19 protein-coding genes and 2 tRNA genes are annotated in these 20,133 nt (G+C 65.4%); 14 read left to right on the forward strand and 7 right to left on the reverse strand.

Annotation, left to right across the window (positions count from 1 at the left end; translation table 11 throughout):
* Positions 1-218: 218 nt before the first annotated feature.
* From fdxA to HF916_RS43715, 8 genes are all read left to right on the forward strand, one after another.
* Positions 219-542 carry a ferredoxin FdxA gene (gene fdxA, locus HF916_RS43680; protein ID WP_168794833.1) on the forward strand — a complete coding sequence of 108 codons (324 nt, stop codon included), beginning with the start codon at positions 219-221 and terminating at the stop codon, positions 540-542.
* Between the two features lie 117 nt (positions 543-659).
* Positions 660-735 (forward strand) — tRNA-Asn (locus HF916_RS43685).
* 62 nt (positions 736-797) lie between these two features.
* Positions 798-873 (forward strand) — tRNA-Asn (locus HF916_RS43690).
* A gap of 237 nt (positions 874-1,110) precedes the next feature.
* Positions 1,111-1,587 carry a CreA family protein gene (locus tag HF916_RS43695; protein WP_168795850.1) on the forward strand — a complete coding sequence of 159 codons (477 nt, stop codon included), beginning with the start codon at positions 1,111-1,113 and terminating at the stop codon, positions 1,585-1,587.
* Positions 1,588-1,684: 97 nt separating this feature from the next.
* A complete protein-coding gene (locus HF916_RS43700; protein WP_168794834.1) occupies positions 1,685-2,515 on the forward strand; it encodes an AraC family transcriptional regulator in 831 nt (276 codons plus the stop codon).
* A gap of 400 nt (positions 2,516-2,915) precedes the next feature.
* Positions 2,916-3,677, forward strand: a complete 762-nt coding sequence (locus HF916_RS43705) for an AzlC family ABC transporter permease (RefSeq protein WP_168794835.1) — start codon at positions 2,916-2,918, stop codon at positions 3,675-3,677.
* On the forward strand, positions 3,674-3,997 hold the full coding sequence (locus HF916_RS43710; protein ID WP_168794836.1) for an AzlD domain-containing protein: 324 nt from the start codon (positions 3,674-3,676) through the stop codon (positions 3,995-3,997). Before HF916_RS43705 ends, HF916_RS43710 begins: the two co-directional genes overlap by 4 nt.
* Positions 3,998-4,280: 283 nt before the next feature.
* Complete coding sequence (locus tag HF916_RS43715) at positions 4,281-5,051, forward strand: DUF4088 family protein (RefSeq protein ID WP_168794837.1); 771 nt, start codon at positions 4,281-4,283, stop codon at positions 5,049-5,051.
* Between the two features lie 344 nt (positions 5,052-5,395).
* On the opposite strand, the gene HF916_RS43720 is transcribed toward HF916_RS43715, so the two are convergent.
* The 3 genes from HF916_RS43720 to HF916_RS43730 form a co-directional block, all read right to left on the reverse strand.
* On the reverse strand, positions 5,396-7,540 hold the full coding sequence (locus HF916_RS43720) for an ATP-dependent helicase (RefSeq protein ID WP_168795851.1): 2,145 nt from the start codon (positions 7,538-7,540) through the stop codon (positions 5,396-5,398).
* A gap of 302 nt (positions 7,541-7,842) precedes the next feature.
* Complete coding sequence (locus HF916_RS43725; RefSeq protein WP_168794838.1) at positions 7,843-8,106, reverse strand: hypothetical protein; 264 nt, start codon at positions 8,104-8,106, stop codon at positions 7,843-7,845.
* Between the two features lie 103 nt (positions 8,107-8,209).
* Positions 8,210-8,656, reverse strand: a complete 447-nt coding sequence (locus HF916_RS43730; RefSeq protein ID WP_168794839.1) for a hypothetical protein — start codon at positions 8,654-8,656, stop codon at positions 8,210-8,212.
* 337 nt (positions 8,657-8,993) lie between these two features.
* On the opposite strand from HF916_RS43730, the gene HF916_RS43735 reads away from it, so the two are divergent.
* From HF916_RS43735 to fumC, 5 genes are all read left to right on the forward strand, one after another.
* Entirely contained in the window at positions 8,994-9,212 is a 219-nt protein-coding gene (locus HF916_RS43735; RefSeq protein WP_168794840.1) for an RNA-binding S4 domain-containing protein, read from the forward strand.
* A 250-nt stretch (positions 9,213-9,462) separates the two neighbouring features.
* Complete coding sequence (locus HF916_RS43740; protein WP_168794841.1) at positions 9,463-10,875, forward strand: MATE family efflux transporter; 1,413 nt, start codon at positions 9,463-9,465, stop codon at positions 10,873-10,875.
* 454 nt (positions 10,876-11,329) lie between these two features.
* Positions 11,330-12,289 carry a ketopantoate/pantoate/pantothenate transporter PanS gene (panS, locus tag HF916_RS43745; protein ID WP_168794842.1) on the forward strand — a complete coding sequence of 320 codons (960 nt, stop codon included), beginning with the start codon at positions 11,330-11,332 and terminating at the stop codon, positions 12,287-12,289.
* Between the two features lie 322 nt (positions 12,290-12,611).
* A complete protein-coding gene (locus tag HF916_RS43750; protein WP_168795852.1) occupies positions 12,612-14,231 on the forward strand; it encodes a phospholipase D family protein in 1,620 nt (539 codons plus the stop codon).
* 15 nt (positions 14,232-14,246) lie between these two features.
* Complete coding sequence (gene fumC / locus HF916_RS43755) at positions 14,247-15,647, forward strand: class II fumarate hydratase (protein ID WP_168794843.1); 1,401 nt, start codon at positions 14,247-14,249, stop codon at positions 15,645-15,647.
* Positions 15,648-15,780: 133 nt separating this feature from the next.
* Here fumC and HF916_RS43760 read toward each other — a convergent pair whose 3' ends face one another.
* The 4 genes from HF916_RS43760 to HF916_RS43775 all read right to left on the reverse strand — a co-directional run bounded on the left by HF916_RS43760 (position 15,781) and on the right by HF916_RS43775 (position 19,137).
* Positions 15,781-16,287, reverse strand: coding sequence for an acyl-CoA thioesterase (locus tag HF916_RS43760; protein ID WP_168794844.1), 507 nt, complete (start codon positions 16,285-16,287; stop codon positions 15,781-15,783).
* Positions 16,288-16,433: 146 nt separating this feature from the next.
* On the reverse strand, positions 16,434-17,591 hold the full coding sequence (locus HF916_RS43765) for a GlxA family transcriptional regulator (protein ID WP_168794845.1): 1,158 nt from the start codon (positions 17,589-17,591) through the stop codon (positions 16,434-16,436).
* A complete protein-coding gene (locus HF916_RS43770; protein ID WP_168794846.1) occupies positions 17,591-18,856 on the reverse strand; it encodes an MFS transporter in 1,266 nt (421 codons plus the stop codon). The genes HF916_RS43765 and HF916_RS43770 overlap by 1 nt, the downstream gene beginning before the upstream one ends.
* 137 nt (positions 18,857-18,993) lie before the next feature.
* Positions 18,994-19,137, reverse strand: coding sequence for a hypothetical protein (locus tag HF916_RS43775; protein WP_168794847.1), 144 nt, complete (start codon positions 19,135-19,137; stop codon positions 18,994-18,996).
* A gap of 264 nt (positions 19,138-19,401) precedes the next feature.
* On the opposite strand from HF916_RS43775, the gene HF916_RS43780 reads away from it, so the two are divergent.
* On the forward strand, positions 19,402-20,115 hold the full coding sequence (locus HF916_RS43780; RefSeq protein WP_168794848.1) for an ArsR/SmtB family transcription factor: 714 nt from the start codon (positions 19,402-19,404) through the stop codon (positions 20,113-20,115).
* Positions 20,116-20,133 lie beyond the last annotated feature (18 nt).

Raw genomic sequence — 20,133 nt, forward strand, 5'->3', positions numbered from 1 at the left:
ACCGGCCTGACGCATGTTACCCGAATGCGCCGGCATTCAGCGCGCCGCCGGACGCCCACGCCGCGCGTCCCAAGGAAGCCCGGATGCGGACGCCATAAACTAATCACGAAAACGTATAAACGGCGTTGTGCGATGCTGCATGCGCCTCTTGACGTTACGATACAATAGCGCTTTTGGCGTTTCCGCCTCCCCAGATACCGCATGCAGGAGCTGCCTGAATGACTCACGTTGTGACCGAAAGCTGCATCAAGTGCCGCTATACCGACTGTGTCGATGTGTGCCCGGTGGACTGCTTTCGCGAAGGTCCCAACTTCCTCGCGATCGACCCCGATGAATGCATCGACTGCGCCGTGTGCGTGGCCGAATGCCCGGTGAACGCCATTTATGCCGAAGAAGACGTGCCGGGCGACCAGCAGAACTTCATCGAGCTGAATGCCGATCTCGCGAAGAACTGGCCGAGCATCACCAAGACCAAGGCACCGCTGCCGGAAGCCGACGAGTTCAAGGACGTGAAGGAAAAGCTCGAGCTGCTCGCACGTTGAACCTCGCTGCCTGGCGCGTCTGCAGCCGGGTTCGAATGAAATCGAGATGAACACAGGGTATTGACAGGCGCTTAAGCTGCTCCTACAATTTCGTTTCTCTGCTGTTTGTTGTTCTGTTCCTCGATAGCTCAGTCGGTAGAGCGCCGGACTGTTAATCCGTAGGTCCCTGGTTCGAGCCCAGGTCGAGGAGCCAAGAATTGCAAAAGCCCGTTAACCAAGACGGGCTTTTTTATGTAGATCAAGTTGTACTGCTGTTCCTCGATAGCTCAGTCGGTAGAGCGCCGGACTGTTAATCCGTAGGTCCCTGGTTCGAGCCCAGGTCGAGGAGCCAAAAAATTTGAAAGGCCCGCATCCATGCGGGCCTTTTCTTTTTGCGCGCCGCAATTCGCCGGCGCCAGTCCATATCACCCCGGTCGATGCGCACGCCAATATCCTGAATGGCGGTCGTTGCACCGACCCGTCGGAGCATCCGCATCGACTCTCTGCCCGCCGGCCGTTATACGATGGCGACTTCCCGGCGCACGTCCCGCGCCCAACCCAGGCGCTCAATTTCCGGCAATCCCATCCCATGAAACCCACTTTGTTGCGCATCTCGCTTGCGGCGGCCGCCGCCCTCCTGCTGCCCTCGGCACACAGCGAAGAAGTCGGCAGCGTCAACACCAATTTCCGCGTCACGGGCTCCGACCGCGTGGTCGTCGAGGCCTATGACGATCCAGTTGTTCAAGGCGTGACCTGCTACGTGTCGCGGGCGCGTACCGGCGGCGTCAAGGGTACGCTCGGCATCGCGGAAGATCCCACCGAGGCGTCGATCGCCTGTCGTCAGGTCGGCGAAATCCACTTCACGGGTCCGGTGAAGAAACAGGCCGACGTGTTCTCGGTGAGCATGTCGTTCATCTTCAAGTCGCTGCATGTGGTGCGGGTGGTCGACGCGAAGCGCAACTCGCTGGTGTACCTCACCTACAGCGACCGGGTGGTCAGCGGCAGCGCGAAAAACAGCGTGAGCGCCGTGCCGATGCCGGCCGGAACAACGATCCCGGTCAAGTAGACGCCCCTACGACAAAACGCAGCCGGCTGACGCATCAACCCATGAAGCAATGCAGGTCGCGACGCGCTAAACTGGCCGGTCCAGCCGGACCTTCGCCATGACCGCCGCCCATCGTTTCCAGGATTCCGCCCGCTACTGGCGCACGCCGCTTCTGCCCGGCGCGGATCTGCTCACGGCCGAATATCACGATCACGAGTTCACACCGCATTGGCACGACGCGTACACGATTCCGGTGATCGTGGCGGGCGCCGAAGGGTATCGGTATCTCGGTTCCGACTATGTCGCGGAAGCCGGCAGCGTGCCAATCATCAATCCCGGCGAGTTGCACACCGGCTCGAAGGCGGTCGAGGCGGGCTGGCGGTATCGCGTGATGTATGCGCCGGTGGATTTCATCCACGCCCTCGCCAACGAGGTCAGCGGCAAGCCTCAGGCGTTGCCGTGGTTTGCGCCCGGCGTGATCCGTGATCCGGATCTGGCCGCGCGGCTGGCGCATGCGCATCGTCTGCTGGAGGCGGGCGACGACCCGCTCGCCGCCGAAGCCGCCATGCTCGATGCCTTGTCCACGCTGCTGGTGCGCTATGCGCAAACGCAGCCGGTGCGTTCGCGCCTCGCCACCGACGACGCTCGCGTGACGATCATGCAGGAGCGCCTGACGGGCGACCTCGTCGAGCCCGTCACGCTCGCTGAAATGGCCCAAGTGGCAGGGCTCTCGCCGTTCCACGCGGCGCGTCTTTTCACCCAAACAACCGGCCTGCCGCCCCACGCGTGGCGCAATCAGGTGCGCTTGCAGCGCGCGCTCGCGCCACTGCGCGCGGGCGTTTCCGTCACGGACGTCGCCGCCGCCAGCGGCTTTACGGACCAGAGCCATTTCACGCGACACTTCCGGCGCATGTTCGGCGTGCCGCCGGGACGCTGGCAGGGCGTCTGACGCGGCGCTGTTGCTTGCGTTGCCGGCGACGTTTGCGCGTCCCTCTGCCTTCGGCACTCCAGCCGCAAGATACGACGCTAGCGCGTACTTGCCCGACAGCCTTGCGTGCCCCGCTGCCTCGGCCATCCCAGTCGCAAGATGCGGCGCTCAGCGTACGCTGCCGGGAGCCTTATGCGCCCTGCGGCCTGGGACACGCCAACCGCTAGACACACCGCCAACGTTTACGTTGGCGTCGATCTTTGCATGTCCGGCCACTTGCTCATTCCAACCGCAAAACACAGCCTGGCGCACACGCCACCAACAACCTTGGCGCACACCGCATCAAACCCCGCCCATCCGCAAGAACGTACAAGCCCCGCCCGGCCGCCGCCGCTATGCTTCCCGAATCAAGGAGGCTAGATTGACCCATTCCACCGCAGGCCAGCCCACGAGCCCAGGCCATTTCAAAGAATTCACCGCCGGCGCGCGCGACATCATCCCGATGATGGTCGGCGCGGCGCCTTTCGGCGTCATTTTCGGCACCCTCGTCGCATCCGGCCCGCTGCACCTATGGCACGGCGAGTTGATGTCGCTCGTGGTGTTCGCCGGCTCCGCGCAGTTCATCGCGCTCGGCCTGATCGCCGGACACGCGAGTTTCGCCGTGATCTGGGTGACCACGCTCGTCGTCAATCTGCGCCATGTGCTGTACAGCGCCACGCTCGCGCCGCACGTCGCGCATCTGTCGACGCGCTGGCGCTGGGTGCTCGGCGCGCTGCTCACGGACGAAGTCTTCGCCGTCGTGTGGGAGCACTACCGGCATCGGGAGCCCGGCACGGTCGGCCCGCATTACTTCTTCGGCGCCGGCTTGGCCATGTACCTGAACTGGCAACTCTGGACCGTCGCCGGCCTGCTGTTCGGCGCGGCTTTCCCGGGCCTGCAATCGCTCGGCCTCGATTTCGCCATGGTCGCCACTTTCATCGCGATCGTCGTGCCGCAACTCGTCGCGCTGCGCTATATCGCGGCGGCCGTCACCGCGGGCACGCTGGCCTTCTTCTGGCAGGCGTGGCCGTACAAGCTCGGTTTGCTCGGCGCGGTGTTCGCGGGGGTGGCGATCGGCGTCCTGCTGTCGACGTCGCGGCCCAACCTGCGCAGTAACGGCAAAACCGCGGGGGCATCGCGATGAACTATGTTGTCCTGATTCTCGGCATGGCGGCGATCACGTGGGTAATCCGCGCCGCCGTCTTCGTGCTCGGCGACCGGTTGGTGTTTCCGCCGCTCGTGCGTACCGCCCTCGGCTTCGTGCCGGTCACCGTGCTGACAGCGATCATCGTGCCGATGGCGGTTTCGCCGCACGGCGGCGACGCCGAGCTGACCTGGCGCAATCCGCAACTGGTCGGCGCGCTGGCTGCGGTGCTCGTCAGCGCGTTGACGCGGCGGCCGCTTCTAACCATCGCCGTCGGGCTGACGGTGTTTTTTGTCTGGCAATGCGTCGTGCTGAAATAGACGCACGTCGCTTTCAAGGCGGCAAAGGCGTCGCCCGGCTCGCGCCATGCGCGCGCAAGCCGGGCGACGCTTCCCTCTAAAGCGGGCGCCCCGCCCCGCACTCCCTTAAGTTTCCCCCCGATCCGCCGTTATGCAGTCGAGGTCCGCTCGTCGGGATACGTCCCGCTGGTTATGCGGCATCAGGCAGGAATCAAGCGCGCCGGCATCGAACGCCGCGTCTCCCAAGGCCCATGCGGCCGGGCGGCGTGGCGAGGCCGCGCGGCAGGACCAAACGGGATAACACATGGGTCAAATCACCCTCACGCTCAAAGACGAGACCATCGCGACACTGCGCAAGGATTTCGACGCTTTTCTGCGAGTCTCGCTGAAGCTCGATCCGCAGTTCGCGACGCCGTCGTTTGAGGATTTTTTGCGCGCCAAGCTGCTCGACAATATGGTGCCGCTGACCGAACACGCGGTTCAGCGGATGTTGCAGGGCGGCCAGTACGCCTGGGCCAAACGCACGCTGGACAAGGAGTTCCCGGATGTCGTCGCGATTCTGATGCGGCAGGCGGGCGAGTTCGGCTTCGGTTTCGCGGCCCGCTCGGAATGGACGCCGGAGGAACTCGCCAAGCAGTGCCGCGACTGGGCGGCGGCGATCGTCAAGGAAGCGGAAGGCGACGCCGCGCTGATCGACCCGCTCGCGGCGCAGATCAAGAGCGCGGCGCAGGACATTCAGGCGCTCGAGGAAGTCATGCAGACGCCGGCGTGGCGGGTGGTGGAATCGCTGCGCCAGCGCGTCTACGAGGCCAAGGTGGCGTGCGAAACGCACGTGGGCAGCACGGCGCGCGAAAAGCTCGGCGAACTGCGTGGGCTGCTGCGGCTGGGTATTTCGCACGGCTCGTTCCAGAAGCAGGAAGCGCAGCAGATCATGGAGTTCCTGCGCCTGCTCAAGCCGGAGATTTTCGTGGAAGAGCCGTACGACGTGTTTTCGCGTATGGCGGCCTGGCTGCGCAATTTCTTCGTGCCGCCGCGTCCGGCGCCGCAGCAACAGCAGCCACGGCAGTCGCGCTGACGCAAACGACCCTGGGAAACCACCACTGGGTCACCAGTAGCCAACAAGCGGCAACCCTCCGCCGATCGAGAGACGTAACGCCGAACAACGGACCGGGCCAACGATCGAGCCGCGTCCCTTGCTCAGCGTTGATCGCGTCACGGCTATCACGCACAGGAGCGCGGCGCCCGCCGCGCTCTCAATCCCACATCTTTCTGAGTTTCGCGCCGATGCCGATCTCCGCCTGAACGGAGGCGGCACGCCCAGCCGCCGTGGGCGCGCGCGGAGCCGGCACGCGTGGTCACAGATGGAATCGAACAGCGGCATCAGATGCGGCGCATTGAAGCGCGCCGCCCGCCGTGCTCTCAATCCCACATCTTTCTGAGTTTCGCGCCAATCTCGACCTTCGCCTGCGCCGCCGCGGCCAGCCCGGCCGCCGTCGGCGCGCTCGGAATCGGGACGCGCGGCCATGCATAAGCATCGAATAGCGGCATCAGATGCGCGGGAATGAAGCGCGTGCGCGATGCCCACACGTGACGATCGCCCATATGCGTCTGGTTGTGCACGTAAAAGCGCTGCGGCACGACGATATGCAGGTCCTCTTTCGCGCGCGTCATCGCCACGTAGAGGAGACGGCGCTCCTCGTCGATTTCCTCTTCGCTGCCCGTGCCGAGATCGGACGGAATGCAGCCGTCCACGCCGTTCAGCACGAATACGTTGCGCCACTCCTGCCCCTTCGCCGAATGGATCGTGGAAAGGATCAGGTAGTCCTCGTCGATCAGCGGCACGCCGGATTCGTCGCTGGTGGCGTCGGGCGGATCGAGCGTCAACTCGGTCAGAAACCGTTCACGCGATGCATACGTGCCCGCGATGCTCTCCATCTGCAACACGTCCGCGTGACGGATCGCCGCGTCCTCGTGATTGCGCTCGAGATGCGGTTCATACCAACGGCGCACCATTTCGAACTCGGCGGGCCACGGCGTCTGGCGCCCGTACACGCTCGACATCAGCTTGACGAACGGATGCCAGTCTTCCTGCGCGCGAGGCGGCGCGGCGAAGGCGGCCAGCGCGCCGCCGGCGGTGTCGGCGGGATTGCCGCTGCCCGCGCGCGCGACAACCTCATCGAGCACCTTTGCCGCGGTGGCCGGTCCCACGCCCGGCAGCAACTGCACGACGCGAAAGCCGGCCACGCGGTCGCGCGGATTTTCGGCCCAGCGCAGCACGGCGAGCACGTCTTTCACGTGCACCGAGTCGAGAAACTTTAGCCCGCCGAACTTCACGAACGGAATGTTGCGCCGGGTCAGTTCGATCTCCAGCGCGGCGCTGTGATGCGCGGCGCGGAACAGCACCGCCTGCGACTTCAGCTTCATGCCCTGCTCGCGCGCTTCCAGCACCTGCTCGACGATGTAGCGCGCCTGGTCGGCTTCGTCGGCGACGGTCACCAGACGCGGGCGCTGCGCCGATGCCTTGTCGGTCCACAGATTCTTCGTGTAGCGCTCGTTGGCCAGTTCGATCACCGCGTTCGACGCCGCCAGGATCGGCGCAGTCGAGCGGTAATTGCGCTCGAGCGTGACCTGTTTGGCCGGCGGATCGAAGTGCGCGGGGAAATCGAGAATATTGCGCACGGTCGCGCCGCGAAACGAATAGATCGACTGGGCGTCGTCGCCGACCACGGTCAGGCCGCGGCCGTCCGGCTTCAACGCGAGCAGGATCGACGCCTGCAGACGGTTGGTGTCCTGATACTCGTCGACCAGCACATGATCGAAGCGCCCCGACAGGTCGGCGGCGATGGCCGGCTCGGCGGCCATGTGCGACCAGTAAAGCAGCAGGTCGTCGTAGTCGAGCACGCTCTGCTTCTGCTTCGCTTCGACATAAGCCGCGAACAGCATGCGCAGATCGGCCTCCCATTCACGGCACCACGGGAACGCCTTGTCGAGAACCTGGCCGAGCGACGCGCCGGTGTTCACGACGCGCGAGTAAATGGCAAAGCACGTGCCCTTGGCCGGGAAACGCCGCTCTTTCGCCGACAAGCCGAGTTCGTGGCGCACGAGGTTCATGAGGTCGGCGGAATCCTCGCGGTCGTTGATCGTGAAGGCCGGCGCGAGGCCGATCAGATCCGCGTACTCGCGCAACAGCCGCGCGCCGACGCTATGGAACGTGCCCGACCACGTCAGCCCTTGCGCGAGCGCGGCTCGCGAACCGAGCGCCGCGCCGGCGATGCGCGTGACGCGCCGGGTCATTTCGAGCGCCGCGCGGCGCGAAAAGGTCAGCAGCAGGATGCGGCGCGGATCGGCGCCCTTCACCACCAGATTGGCGACCCGGTGCGCGAGCGTATTGGTCTTGCCGGAACCGGCGCCCGCGATCACCAGCAGCGCGCCGGGCAGCGCGGTGAGCGTGTCGGCGCCGTAGTCGACGGCTTCGCGCTGCGCGTCGTTGAGCTTCGCCAGCCAGGCGGCGGTGTCGGATGACGATGACGCGGGGGGCGGCGGTGATTCGGCGACGGAGAGCACGATCGATTTTTGGGCGTTGGATAGATTCAGAGCGGCGACGCACACTGTATATCCATACAACCCGCGCAGACAAGCGACCCTTTTTTTGGCCTCGCTGCCAGCGGCCTTGCCTGACCCCGCCGGACGACCATTAAAAGATCGAGGGCGCAAAAATGGCCGTGGCGTAGAACGCACCGGCCATTTTCAGGCGTCAGAGCGAGCCGCTCACGCGCCGCGCAACGCCATGACACTGGGACTTGTCGGACGCGCGGCGGCGCGCGAACGTTACGGCGATGCGCATAGGCGGCCACGAAGTCCGCCTCCTACTGCTTCTTCGCGTCCTTCAGATTGGCGTCGGCGTTGGCCTTGTCGGCGTCGGCCTGCGCATCGGTTTTCTTCTTGTCGGCCGTGGCTTGCGCGACGGACGCCTTCTTGTCTGCCTTCGACTGTTCCTTGGCCGCCTTCTTGTCGGCGTGGGTGACCGGCGCCGCAGCCGGATCGCTAGCCTGCGCGAATGCAGCCGACGACAGGCAACCCGCGATCAACGCGGCGACAAGCGTGGTCTTCGTGGACTGGGTGATGCTCATGGGATACCTCCGTTGAAACGAGATGCCCGGACCTGAAAGTCCGGTAAAGCGGCGTGCGGCGGCGGCAAACCACGCCGCCACGCCGCTTGCTCAAAACTTGGCCTTAGTGCTTGACGTCGGTGCCGTCCGACTGGTCGCCCGTCTGGCCTTGCATGTTCATCTTCATCTCATTGTTGGCGGTCTGCTTATCCGCCTTCTGGTTGATCTTGGCGTCGCGCACCTGTTCCTTGTACTGGACCTTGGCGGTCTTCTGTTGATCCTTCAGTTCCGCCTTCGATGCCTTCTTCGACGCGCGATATTCGGCGTTAGCCTTCGCATTGGCGTCGCGCTTCTGCACCAGCGGATCGGTCGAGCCCGACGCCGTCAGACGCGTCGGCGTCGGCGTGACTGGCTGCACGCCTTGGGCGGCAGGGGCGGCATCAGCGCCTTGCATCTGGACTTGCGGCTGGCCGTCCGTACCCGCTGCCGGTTGCGCGGTCTGTGCGAATGCGGCTGTCGAAGCAAGGGCCGTAAGGGCGGTACCGATCAGAAGCGTACGAATCTGGGTCATGGCTAATCCTCTCTAAAGTTGTTGTGACGCGGGCAACCTGTCTGGCGCTGCGCATTTGAGCCGCTGCATTTGAGTCTCTACGAGCGTGCTCTGCGTGTTTGCCCGGTCTGCTCGCTGCCAGATAAAAATCCAGCAGACTTTCCCTACTGATCTGCACTCTACGAGTGAAGTTCGTGTTTTGCGACCATCGTTACGGAACGTTTCACTTTCTGACAATCGCATAACATCTGCTTGCAGATGCTCACACAACGGCGGCGCACACCGCGAACTTCATCCAGGGCAAGCTTCTGGCTTATGATGCGAACCCTTTGCCTCAATGCCTCAAGGTGCAAACGCCATGCCCAACCTCGATTTCACGCTTACCGGCGACTACGTCGAATTGCACAATCTCCTGAAGATAACGGGGCTGGCGGACAGTGGCGGGTCGGCAAAAATGATGGTCGCGGACGGTGCGGTCACCGTCGACGGCCGGGTCGAAACGCGTAAAACCTGCAAGATCCGCGCGGGTCAAGTCGTGCTGCTCGGCGATACGCGGGTTGCGGTCCACGAGGCCTGACACACGGCCTGTCACCCCGCAGTCCGAAAACTCGGAGGACCGCGCGCACCAAAATCGTGCCTCCTCCATCGACATCGCCGCGTCTAAGCAATAAGCTGTCAGTCTCGACAAACCAACAATCGGCTGACACTCCCGGCCGGCGGCTGCCTCGAGCATCTGCCGAGGCTCATCGAGCCGCTGCCTTCGCCACCGCTCGCGCGCTCGTCGCGCCCGCCGTCGCGCTGTCGCCATTTCCGCCGCCAGGCGCTCCATGACTCAATCCGGCATCACCCGGGTGGCCGCCCGGCCGCCGACCCTGACCCGCCACGCGGCGGACACCGCGCGGCTCGCCGCGCCGCTCGCCATCGCGCAACTTTCGCAAATGGCGATGGGCGTCACCGACACGATCCTGCTCGGCTCGCTCGGCCCCGACGCGCTCGCGGCCGGCGGCCTCGGCGCGAATCTGTTTTTCGTGGTGGTCACGCTGCTGCAAGGCGTGCTGACCTCGGTCAGCGTGAGCGTGTCGCACGCGCGCGGCGCCCAGGACGAAGGCCGCGTGCCGCACATCTACTGGACCGGCTTAGTGCTGTCGGTGCTCCTGTCGGTGCCGGCGTTCTTCCTGCTTTCGTTCGCCACGCCGATCCTGCTGGCTTTCGGCGAACCCGCGCTGCTTGCGCACAACGTCGGCGAATACGCGGCGGTGCTGCGTTGGGGCGCGCTCGCCAGCCTGATCGGCGTCGGCCTGATGCGTTCGTTCCTGCCGGCGATCGGCGCGGCCAAACGGCTTCTGTGGGTATCGCTGGTGAGCGTCGGCGTGAACGGTTTTCTCAATTACGGGCTGATCCATGGCGCCTATGGCCTGCCGCGGCTCGGCTTCCTCGGTTCGGCGGCCGCGACCTCGATCACCGTCTGGCTAAGCGCGCTCGTGTTGATGGCGCTGCTGCACTTGCGGCCGCGTTATCGCCATTTCGTCGTCGCCACCCGGCCGAACGTGCCGCTGATGGGCGAACTGTTCGGCATCGGCTGGCCGGTCGCGATCACCTACGGCGTCGAGTCGACGCTCTTTCTCGCCACCGGCCTGATGGTCGGCCTGCTCGGCGAGTCGCAACTGGCCGCGCATCAGATCGCGCTGAATGTGGCCTCAGTGGCCTTCATGGTGCCGCTCGCGATCGGTCAGGCGGCCAACGTGCGGGTCGGCTTCTGGTCCGGCGCCGGCCAGCCGCTCGCCGCACGCCACGCGGGGTTTGTCGCGCTCGCGCTCGGCGTCGCCTTCATGACGCTGTCGGGCCTTGTGCTGATCGCCGCGCCGCACTGGATCGTCGGCCTCTATCTGCATCTCGACGACCCGGCCAACGCGGCCACGGTCAACCTCGCGAGTTCGCTGCTCGGGGTGGCGGCAATTTTCCAGATCGTCGACGGCATGCAGACGGTCGGCTCCGGCTGTCTGCGCGGCCTGAAAGACACGCGTGTACCGATGATCGCCGCCGCCTTCGGCTACTGGGTGATCGGTTTTCCGACCGGCTACACGCTGGCGTTTCACTTCGGCCTCGGCGCGCGCGGGTTGTGGTGGGGACTCGCGGCCGGCCTCGCGAGCGTCGCGCTGCTGATGACGCTGCGCTTTCACAAGCTGAGCTTGCGGCGCGTGCCGGCAACGTCCGGCGGGTCGCCGGTCGAACCCGTTTGACGCTGGGTTAGAGGCGCGCGCTGGCCGCGCTCGGCGGTCGCGGGGCAATCACGCGCGAAGCCGCGCCAGCGGCGCGATCCGGCAACGCACGGCTCGTTGTCAGCCAAATCCGCCTGAAGCTGAACCTGCAGGGCGGTGCGGCCACACTCGGCACACCGCCGCCCTACCCCGGTCGAACGATGCGCGCCTAGTTGCACGCGCAACCATAGACGCACGAGGAATTCGCCGCGAACGGTAAAATACCGTGTTCCAGCTGATGGGCGCGCACCCGCGCCCATCAGCCGAAAACCCGCTCGCGCGCCTCAAAAAGGCCAGCGCCGCCCGAAGGCCCATCACCCGCCGACAAGGCTTGCCGCGCACACGCGGCAGACTCCCGCAAGCGCGCCACCGCCGCTGGCGCGCCACTCGACCGACCCTGCTTCTCGCGATAAAACATAATCAAGGACCACCCGTCATGCTTGCCCGCGTCACCCGTCTTTTCCCGCTTTGGGCCGTGCTCGTTTCGATTGCCGCGTACTTCTCGCCCGCCTCGTTCTCCGGCGTCGCGCCACACGTCACCACGCTGCTGACGATCATCATGCTGGCGATGGGCGTCACGCTCTCCGTAGCCGATTTCCAGCGTGTCTTTACGCGGCCCGCGCCGGTGATCGCCGGCATCGTGCTGCACTATCTCGTCATGCCGCTCGCCGCCTGGGCGATCGCCAAGGTGTTGCGCATGCCGCCGGATCTCACCGCCGGCATGGTGCTGGTGGGCAGCGTGGCAAGCGGCACGGCGTCGAACGTGATGATCTATCTGGCGCGCGGCGACGTCGCGTTGTCGGTGACGATCAGCGCGCTGTCGACGCTCGTCGGCGTCTTCGCGACGCCGCTGCTCACGCGTCTTTATGTGGACGCGTCGATCGCCGTCGACGTGCACGGCATGCTGATGAGCATTCTGCAAATCGTCGCGTTGCCGATCGTGGTCGGCCTGATCGCCAATCATCTGTTCGGCAAGGTCGTGCGCAAGATCGAACCGATTCTGCCGCTGATCTCGATGGTCGCGATCGTGCTGATCATCGGCGCGGTGGTGGGCGGTACGCAGAAGAGCATCGCGTCGGTCGGCCTCGTGGTGATGCTGGGCGTGGTGCTGCATAACGGCATCGGCTTGCTCGGCGGCTATTGGGGCGGCCGTCTGCTCGGTTTCGACGAAGCCGTGTGCCGCACGCTCGCCATCGAAGTGGGCATGCAGAACTCGGGCCTCGCCGCGACGCTCGGCAAGCTCTATTTCACGCCGATCGCGGCCTTGCCCGGCGCGCTGTTTTCGGTGTGGCATAACCTGTCGGGTTCGCTGCTCGCGGGGCACTGGGCAGGACGTCCCGCAAAAGGTTCGACGCCTGTGGACGGCGGACAGGTGTTGAACGCCGAACGCGGTTAACAAGCGAGCCGCGCGCGTCGCGCTTGTTTCACGATTTTGACGCGCGCGGTCTGCACGATCGGCATTCAATAACAGCTTCTGCCGGTGCGTCCACGACGTATCGGCAGAGCCCGCAACGCGCGTGGTCCAACGCGAAAGTCCCGTCGCCGCGACCGTGTGCAAGATCAAAAACCCATCAGCCTGATTCCCCTTAGAATGCATTTCTCGACAGCGTGAGCCACTCACCCGCTGCCGCCATGAGAAGCCTGCAAACTAGGGGAAAAGCGTGCCGTCGCATCAAGATCAAAGCTGGGCCGCACTGCAACACACGTGCGCGTCCGGCATGCCCCAAAGGAAGTCCGCTTGGGGGACAACGAGACACTTCTTCCTGCTGTGCTGCGCAACGGCATTTTTGACTGCCTGCGCGACGAGGCCTCCCGCCACCGCATTCGACCGTCAAGTCACCCACGCACTCCCCGCCACGGAAACGACACCGTTGCACACGGCGCTCGCGCCGCTCGAAGCCGCGCATCCGGATCAATCCGGTTTCCGTGTCCTCGCAAGCGGCACCGACGCCTTGCAGATGCGCATCGCGCTCGCGCGCGCCGCGACCAAAACCCTCGACATGCAGTACTACATCGCGAACGAGGACACCACCGGCAAGCTGCTGCTCGGCGCCGCGCTCTATGCGGCCGATCACGGTGTGCGCGTTCGCATGCTGGTCGACGACCTGAACTTCAAGGACATCGACCAGGTGATGGCGGGCTTGAACTCCCACGACAACATCGAGATTCGCGTCTTCAATCCGTTCGGCAGCGCGCAGGAAGGCGTATTCGAACGCACGACAAACGTGTTCACGCAGCTCGGCCATTTCACGCGCCGCATGCATAACAAGGCGATGATCGCGGACAACCAGATCGCGATCGTGGGCGGCCGCAATCTCGGCGACGAATATTTCAGCGCCAGCGAAACGCTGCAGTTCCGCGATCTCGACGTGCTGGCCGCCGGTCCGATCACCGCCGACGTCTCCGCGAGTTTCGACGACTACTGGAACAGCAGCATCGCCTATCCGTTGCGCGTGCTGAACAAGCAGAAGTTCGACGCGAAGGAATTGGACCAGACGCGCGACGACTTGCGCCAGCACTGGCGCATCAACGCCGATCCGTACAACGCCAAGCCGCTGAACGCCACCCCGCTCGCCACGCAGATCGCCAACGATCAGCTCGGCTTGACCTGGGCGCCGGCCGAGTTCAAAGCGGACTCGCCGGAGAAAATCGTGCATCCGTCGCCGGATTATGTGAGTCCGCCAATGCAGCGGCTCGGCGAATTGATGCGCGACGCGCAGAAGGACTTCCTGATCATTTCGCCCTACTTCGTGCCGCACGATTCGGGCGTCAAGGCGGCAGGCGAACTGACGCAGCGCGGCGTTCGCATCGCCGTGCTCACCAATTCGCTCGCCGCCACCGACGCGGTCGCCGTGCAGGCGGGCTACAGTCCGTTTCGCGTGCCGCTGCTGAAACAGGGCATCGAGTTATACGAATTCAAGCCGCAGCAAAACACGCCGCGCGCGGGCGTGGTCGGTTCGCGTTCGCGCGCCAGCCTGCATGCGAAAACGTATGTGATCGACCGCAAGATTCTGGTGATCGGCTCGATGAACCTCGACCCGCGTTCGGCCAATCTGAACACGGAACTGGCCCTGGTGATCCACAGCCCGCCGCTCGCCGAACAGGTCGCGCAAATCTTCGAGCGCGCCACGGGGCCCGAGGAAAGCTATCGCGTCACGCTCGCGGACGACGCGCAACTCGCTTACCTGCGCTCGATCGGCGCGCCGCTCTCGCCGCTCGTGTGGACCGACGTCGAAAACGGCGCGCGCCGCACCTACATATTCGATCCGCAGGCCGGTTTGTACCGGAATGCGCTAACAGGTCTATTCTCCCTATTGCCCGTCCACGCAGAACTTTGAAAAGCGGAGTTGAACATGACTGAAGACGTACGAATGGAGCGCGACACGTTCGGCGAGATCGCCGTGCCGAACGCTCGTCTATGGGGCGCGCAGACTCAGCGCTCACTGCAGAATTTCCGCATTTCGACCGAGAAGCAATCCCTTGAACTGATCAATGCGCTGGCGGTGATCAAGCGTTCCGCCGCCGAAGTCAACCATGGCCTCGGCGTGCTCGACGAAAGCAAGGCGAAGGCGATCATGCAGGCCGCCGACGAGATCATCGACGGCAAGCATCCGGATGAATTTCCGCTCGCCGTCTGGCAGACCGGCTCCGGCACGCAGACCAACATGAACCTCAACGAGGTGATCGCGAATCGCGCGAGCGAGTTGCTTGGTGGCGTGCGCGGCGAAGAACGCAAAGTGCATCCGAACGACGACGTGAATCGCGGCCAGTCGTCGAACGACGTGTTTCCGACCGCCATGCACGTGGCCGCCGCGTATGCGATCGTCAAGCATCTGCTGCCGGCGCTGAAGACGCTGCGCGATACGCTCGACGGCAAGGCGAAGGCTTTCGTCGACATCGTCAAGATCGGCCGCACGCACTTGCAGGACGCCACGCCGCTTACGCTCGGCCAGGAGTTTTCGGGCTACGTCGCGCAACTCGATCATGGCATTCGTCACGTGGAATCGGCGCTGCCGCATCTGTACGAACTGGCGCAGGGCGGCACCGCGGTCGGCACTGGTTTGAACGCGCATCCGCAGTTCGCGGACAAGGTCGCGGCGGCAATCGGCAAGCTCACCGGTTTGCCGTTCGTGTCGGCACCGAACAAATTCGAAGTGATGGCCGCAGCCGACGCACTGGTGTTCGCGCATGGCGCGTTGAAGACGGTGGCGGCGAGTCTCAACAAGATCGCCAACGACATCCGCTGGCTGGCAAGCGGCCCGCGCTGCGGCCTCGGCGAACTGTCGATCCCGGAGAACGAACCGGGCAGCTCGATCATGCCGGGCAAGGTCAATCCGACCCAGTCCGAAGCGTTGACGATGCTGTGCGCGCAGGTGTTCGGCAACGACGTCGCGGTGAATATCGGCGGCGCGAGCGGCAACTTCGAATTGAACGTGTTCCGACCGATGATCGCGCACAACGTGCTGCAATCGGTCCGCCTGCTCGCCGACGGCGCGCACAGTTTCAACGACAACTGCGCGGTCGGCATCGAGCCGAATCACGAGCGCATCGATACCTTGCTCAACGAATCGCTGATGCTGGTGACGGCGCTCAATCCGCACATCGGCTACGACAAGGCCGCGAAGATCGCCAAAAAGGCGCACAAGGAAGGCACCACGCTGAAGGCCTCGGCGCTGGCGCTCGGTTTCGTCACCGAGCAGCAGTTCGATGAGTGGGTGCAGCCGAAGGATATGGTCGGCAATTCGGCGAGTTAAGCGGCTGCGTGATCACGCACGGGCGGGCGGCCTGGCAGGCCGCGAGCCCGGCTGAGAAGCGTGATTCAAAACAACAGTAGGCCGCGCGGATCTCAACTTCACGCGGCCCACGAGCGGCGCCTTCAGGCGTCGCTCAAACCTTCCCTTGCGCCACTTCTTCCGGCTTGAGTTCGACGATCGCGTCGAGCGCTTCCTTCACGTCTATCGCGTACTTGGCGAGGCGCTTCTGTTCGTCCGTCTCCGGCACGAACGCCGGCACCGGCACCGGCTGGCCGTTCTCGTTGACGGCGACCATCACGATCAGACAATCCGTGGTTTGCAGCAGTTCGCCGCCCTTCGGGTCGCCCGCCTGCACCGACACGTGAATGTGCATGCTGGTGCGGCCCGTGGCCACGACCCGGGCGCGCAACTCGACCAGGTTGCCGACCAGAATCGGCCGGCGAAAGCGGATGTTGCCCACGCTGACCGTCACGCAATAGCGCCCGGACCACACCGCCGAGCACGCGTACGCGGTCTCGTCGATCCACTTCATCAACGCGCCGCCGTGCACCTTGCCGCCGAAATTGACCGAACTCGGCTCGGCCAGAAAGCGGAAGGTGGTTTCGGAACGGTCCAGCGGCGCTACGGGAGGGGTGCTCATCTTGACTCCGATCAATCGGATGCATTGAAAGGAGGCGATTATACGAGCGCAATATTGACCCGTCGTGGCTGGGATGCGGCGCGCGGGAGAAATCCGGTGAGAGCGCGGCTTTGGCTTTCGAGGAGCTTTCGGCTGGGAAAGCGCGTTCAACTCGCCTCGGCAATCTCGGACGCGACTTCGGAAACAGCCGCGCCGCGCGGCGCGACCGCCGACATGAAGCGCTCACGATAATCGAGCGGCAGCACGCCGAAACGCCGCAAAAAAGCCCGCCGCAAGTTCTGTTCGCTGCCGAAGCCGCAGTCGAGCGCGATTCGCTTGAGCGGCCGGCGCGATTCGGCGAGCGCGCGCGACGCCGCTTCCAGCCGCAGCGCCGAGACGGTTTTAGCCGGCGTGCGGCCGACCTCGTCGACGTAGCGCCGCGCGAAGGTGCGCGGGCTCATCCGGGTCCGTTCGGCGAGCCGCTCGACCGACAGGTCGTCGCGCAAATGCGCCGTCATCCAGCTATGTAGCGCCTCGAACGGCCCGTTCGCCGAGGCCTGCGCCGCCAGCGCCGCGCTGTACTGCGACTGGCCGCCGGGCCGCTTCATGAAAACCACCAGCCGCCGCGCCGCCTGCATCGCGACCGCGTGACCGACGTCCTCCTCGATCAACGCCAGTGCCAGATCGATGCCCGCCGTCACGCCCGCCGAGGTCCAGACGACGCCATCGCCTTCGTGACGCCCGGCATCGCGGATAAAGATCGGATCGGCATCCACGTGGACGTTGGGAAAGCGGCCCGCGAGGCGCGTCGCGTCGCGCCAGTGCGTGGTCGCGCGGCGCCCGTCGAGCAGGCCCGCTGCCGCCAGATAGAACGCGCCGGTGCACACCGAGCACACGCGCCGCGCCCGCGGCGCATGGCGCCTGATCCACGCGACGAGTTCCGGCTGCAGCGTGCAGTGTTCGTCGACGGGGACGCCGGGAACGATCAGCGTATCGATCGGCTGATCGTCGAGTGAATCGAGCCGTTCGGTGACAATCGGCAGGCCCGGGAAAGTCTGCAGTATGCCGCCGTCGATCGAGGCCACTGTCGTGCGGTAGGCCACGGGTTGCGGCGCGTAAGCAGCCGAGTTGGCCGCATTGGTCGAAATGTCGGCTCGGCCCGCGTCGTGCGCGGCTCCCTCGTCACCGTCCACGACACGGCCGGCACTCGGGCCCGCCGTCCCGGCGACGGTCAACTCCGCGCGCCAGAACGCCTCCAGCGGTCCGCAGGCGTCGAGCAGCACCAGATCCGGTGCGACCGCGAAAACGATATGACGCGCCACCATCAGGACACCTCCGTCATTAACCGACGCTTACGCGACCACGCGTACCCAAGCGTGGCCAGCGCCGCTGCCGCGAGCAGCGGAAATATCGCGGCATTGATCGTCGCCCAGCCGAAACGGGCCAGCAATTGACCTGCAAACAGGGAACCCAGCGCGGAAAACGCGAACGTCGTGAACTCGCTGGTGGCCTGCGTCTTGGCACGCTCCGACGGCCGGTACGATTGCGCGAGCAGCGTCGAGCCGCCGACGAACATAAAATTCCAACCCACGCCGAGACAGGCAAGCGCCGCGTAGAAATGCGGCAGATCGGTCGAACGCAAGGCGAGTACGCCGCACAGCGCCGACAGCGCAATGCCCGCGCCGATCACCCGCAGCACGCCGAAGTGTTTGATCAGCCGCGCGGAAAAGAGCGACGGCGCGAACATGCCGACCAGGTGCCACTGGATGATTTCCGCGCCGTCGCCGATCGTGTGGCCGCAGGCGACCGCGGCGATCGGCGTCGCGGTCATCACGAACATCATCACGGCGTAGCCGAGCGCGTTGTTGGCGAGCGCCGCCGCGAAGATCGGCTGCCGCACGATCTCGCCGAGCGGCCGCGCCGCCTCGTGAGTCGCCGACGTGCTCACGATAGGCGCCGCGTCGCGATACAGCAGCGCCAGCAAGGCAATCGATAAAAGCCCGAAGCCCGTCACCAGCGCATACGAACCCGCGAATGCGACCGGCGCCAGCCAGTCCTTGCTCCACGCGGCAAGCAGCGGTCCGCAGACGGCGGCCACCACGCCGCCGGCCAGTACGGTTGAAATCGCGCGGCTTTTATCTTCGACGCCGACCGCGTCGGCGGCGGCGAGCCGGTAGTACTGCGCGAACGCCTGGAACACGCCGACCGTCGCCGTGCCGGCGCAGAAGGCCCAGAAACTTTGGTGAAAGATTGCCCACACGGATATCGCGCCGCCGAGCGCGCCGACGCCCGCGCCGAGCACGAAGCCCGCGCGCCGGCCGATGCGCGCCATCAGGAACGACGCGAAGATGGTCGTCAGCGCGGCGGCGACGGTGATCAGCGAGAACGGCAGCGTGGCGAGCGCCTTGTCGTCGGCGAGCGTGTAGCCGACCAGACCGGTCAAGGTCAGATCGATCGATACCGATGAGGTGTACAGCGCCTGGCACACGGCCAGCACGCGCGCGGCACGCCGGTCGTGCGGATCGGTGTCGCGCAGGCCGGTTGAACGGATGGGGACGGTGGAAGCAGCGGAAGCAGCGGACGGTGGCATCGAGAGGTCCCGGGCGGCGGAAGTGAGATGACCGGATCGTCACATGGGCGCCGATGGCAGAGATGACAATGATGCATCAATTTCTGCCAGCCGTGACTAATCGCTGACCGCTGCCTGTCGAGGCGCTCGCCAGCCGTCTATTTGCGGACCGAGATGCCTTCGTCGATGGTGCCGTACATCGTGATGCTGCCGGTGCCCGCGCCCGATCCCGACGCGGCGCCGCCCTGCGCGCATGCGCCGAGCAGCAAGGCCGCGGCAACGACGGCAAGAAGAGTTTTCATGGCTGCGTGTTTCCTGCTAGGACAGGTTTTGATTCTAGCCTGGCGATACTGGGCGGCACCAAAGCGTGGCATGTGTGACAGCAGCGGTCCTGCGCCGCCAAAGCGGGGCTTGGGGGCCGCCGCCCACCTGCGCTGCGCGCACGCCTACCAGGTTTTCGTAGCTACCGCATTCGACGCTTCACGCTAAGCTGAAACATCGAATCGCGCAGCCCGATACAGTGGACTGCATGGCGCGGCAACCGCGCCGCTCTCCGGAGACGTCAGATGCCCGCCACCCTCGCAGACCAACAGAACCATTTCCCCGGCTTGAGCCGCATCGGCGCACTGCTCGCCGACCCCGGCCGCGCCGCCATGCTGTGGGCGCTGATGGACGGCAGCGCCCGACCGGCCGGCGAACTGACGATGATCGCCGGGCTCTCGCCATCGGCGGCCAGCGCCCATCTCGCGCGCCTGACCGACGGCGGTCTGCTCGCGCTCGAAGTGCGCGGCCGGCATCGCTATTTCCGGATCGCGTCGCCGGATATCGCCGCGTCGATCGAAGCGCTCGCCAACGTCGCACAAGTCAGCGCGTCCCAGCGTCCCGTGCCGCGCCCCGTGCGCACCGTGCCGCTCGACATGCGTTACGCGCGCACCTGCTACGACCATATGGCCGGCGAATTGTCGGTGCGCGTGTTCGAGCGGCTGGTCGAACGCGGGCTGCTGACGCTGCACGGCACGTCGCTGGAAGCCACCGCCGACGGCGTCGCCCGCCTCGCCGACTGGGGCATCGACATGTCGGCCCAGAAAAGCCGGCGCCGCCGCTTTGCGTGCACCTGCCCCGACTGGAGCGAACGGCGTCCGCACCTGGGCGGCGCCCTCGGCGCCGCGCTGCTCGATTCGTGGACATCGCACGGCTGGGTCGAGCGCGCCGAGCGGCCGCGAATTCTGCGCATCACGCCGGCCGGGCATCGTCATTTCGACGCGTTTCTCGCTGCGTGAGGCGCGCCAGACTCCCTG

Origin of the sequence: Paraburkholderia aromaticivorans, assembly GCF_012689525.1 — a bacterium.
GTDB classification, from domain to species: Bacteria; Pseudomonadota; Gammaproteobacteria; order Burkholderiales; family Burkholderiaceae; genus Paraburkholderia; species Paraburkholderia aromaticivorans_A.

Bases quoted from the DNA above. Each gene is read 5' to 3' on its own strand.
- HF916_RS43695 (WP_168795850.1), top strand. From the start codon at position 1,111: ATGAAACCCACTTTGTTGCGCATCTCGCTTGCGGCGGCCGCCGCCCTC.
- HF916_RS43765 (WP_168794845.1), bottom strand. From the start codon at position 17,591: ATGGTGGCGCGTCATATCGTTTTCGCGGTCGCACCGGATCTGGTGCTG.
- HF916_RS43780 (WP_168794848.1), top strand. From the start codon at position 19,402: ATGCCCGCCACCCTCGCAGACCAACAGAACCATTTCCCCGGCTTGAGC.
- HF916_RS43715 (WP_168794837.1), top strand. From the start codon at position 4,281: ATGGGTCAAATCACCCTCACGCTCAAAGACGAGACCATCGCGACACTG.
- HF916_RS43760 (WP_168794844.1), bottom strand. From the start codon at position 16,287: ATGAGCACCCCTCCCGTAGCGCCGCTGGACCGTTCCGAAACCACCTTC.
- fumC (WP_168794843.1), top strand. From the start codon at position 14,247: ATGACTGAAGACGTACGAATGGAGCGCGACACGTTCGGCGAGATCGCC.
- HF916_RS43725 (WP_168794838.1), bottom strand. From the start codon at position 8,106: ATGAGCATCACCCAGTCCACGAAGACCACGCTTGTCGCCGCGTTGATC.
- fdxA (WP_168794833.1), top strand. From the start codon at position 219: ATGACTCACGTTGTGACCGAAAGCTGCATCAAGTGCCGCTATACCGAC.
- HF916_RS43750 (WP_168795852.1), top strand. From the start codon at position 12,612: ATGCCCCAAAGGAAGTCCGCTTGGGGGACAACGAGACACTTCTTCCTG.
- HF916_RS43775 (WP_168794847.1), bottom strand. From the start codon at position 19,137: ATGAAAACTCTTCTTGCCGTCGTTGCCGCGGCCTTGCTGCTCGGCGCA.
- HF916_RS43740 (WP_168794841.1), top strand. From the start codon at position 9,463: ATGACTCAATCCGGCATCACCCGGGTGGCCGCCCGGCCGCCGACCCTG.
- panS (WP_168794842.1), top strand. From the start codon at position 11,330: ATGCTTGCCCGCGTCACCCGTCTTTTCCCGCTTTGGGCCGTGCTCGTT.
- HF916_RS43735 (WP_168794840.1), top strand. From the start codon at position 8,994: ATGCCCAACCTCGATTTCACGCTTACCGGCGACTACGTCGAATTGCAC.
- HF916_RS43730 (WP_168794839.1), bottom strand. From the start codon at position 8,656: ATGACCCAGATTCGTACGCTTCTGATCGGTACCGCCCTTACGGCCCTT.
- HF916_RS43700 (WP_168794834.1), top strand. From the start codon at position 1,685: ATGACCGCCGCCCATCGTTTCCAGGATTCCGCCCGCTACTGGCGCACG.
- HF916_RS43710 (WP_168794836.1), top strand. From the start codon at position 3,674: ATGAACTATGTTGTCCTGATTCTCGGCATGGCGGCGATCACGTGGGTA.
- HF916_RS43770 (WP_168794846.1), bottom strand. From the start codon at position 18,856: ATGCCACCGTCCGCTGCTTCCGCTGCTTCCACCGTCCCCATCCGTTCA.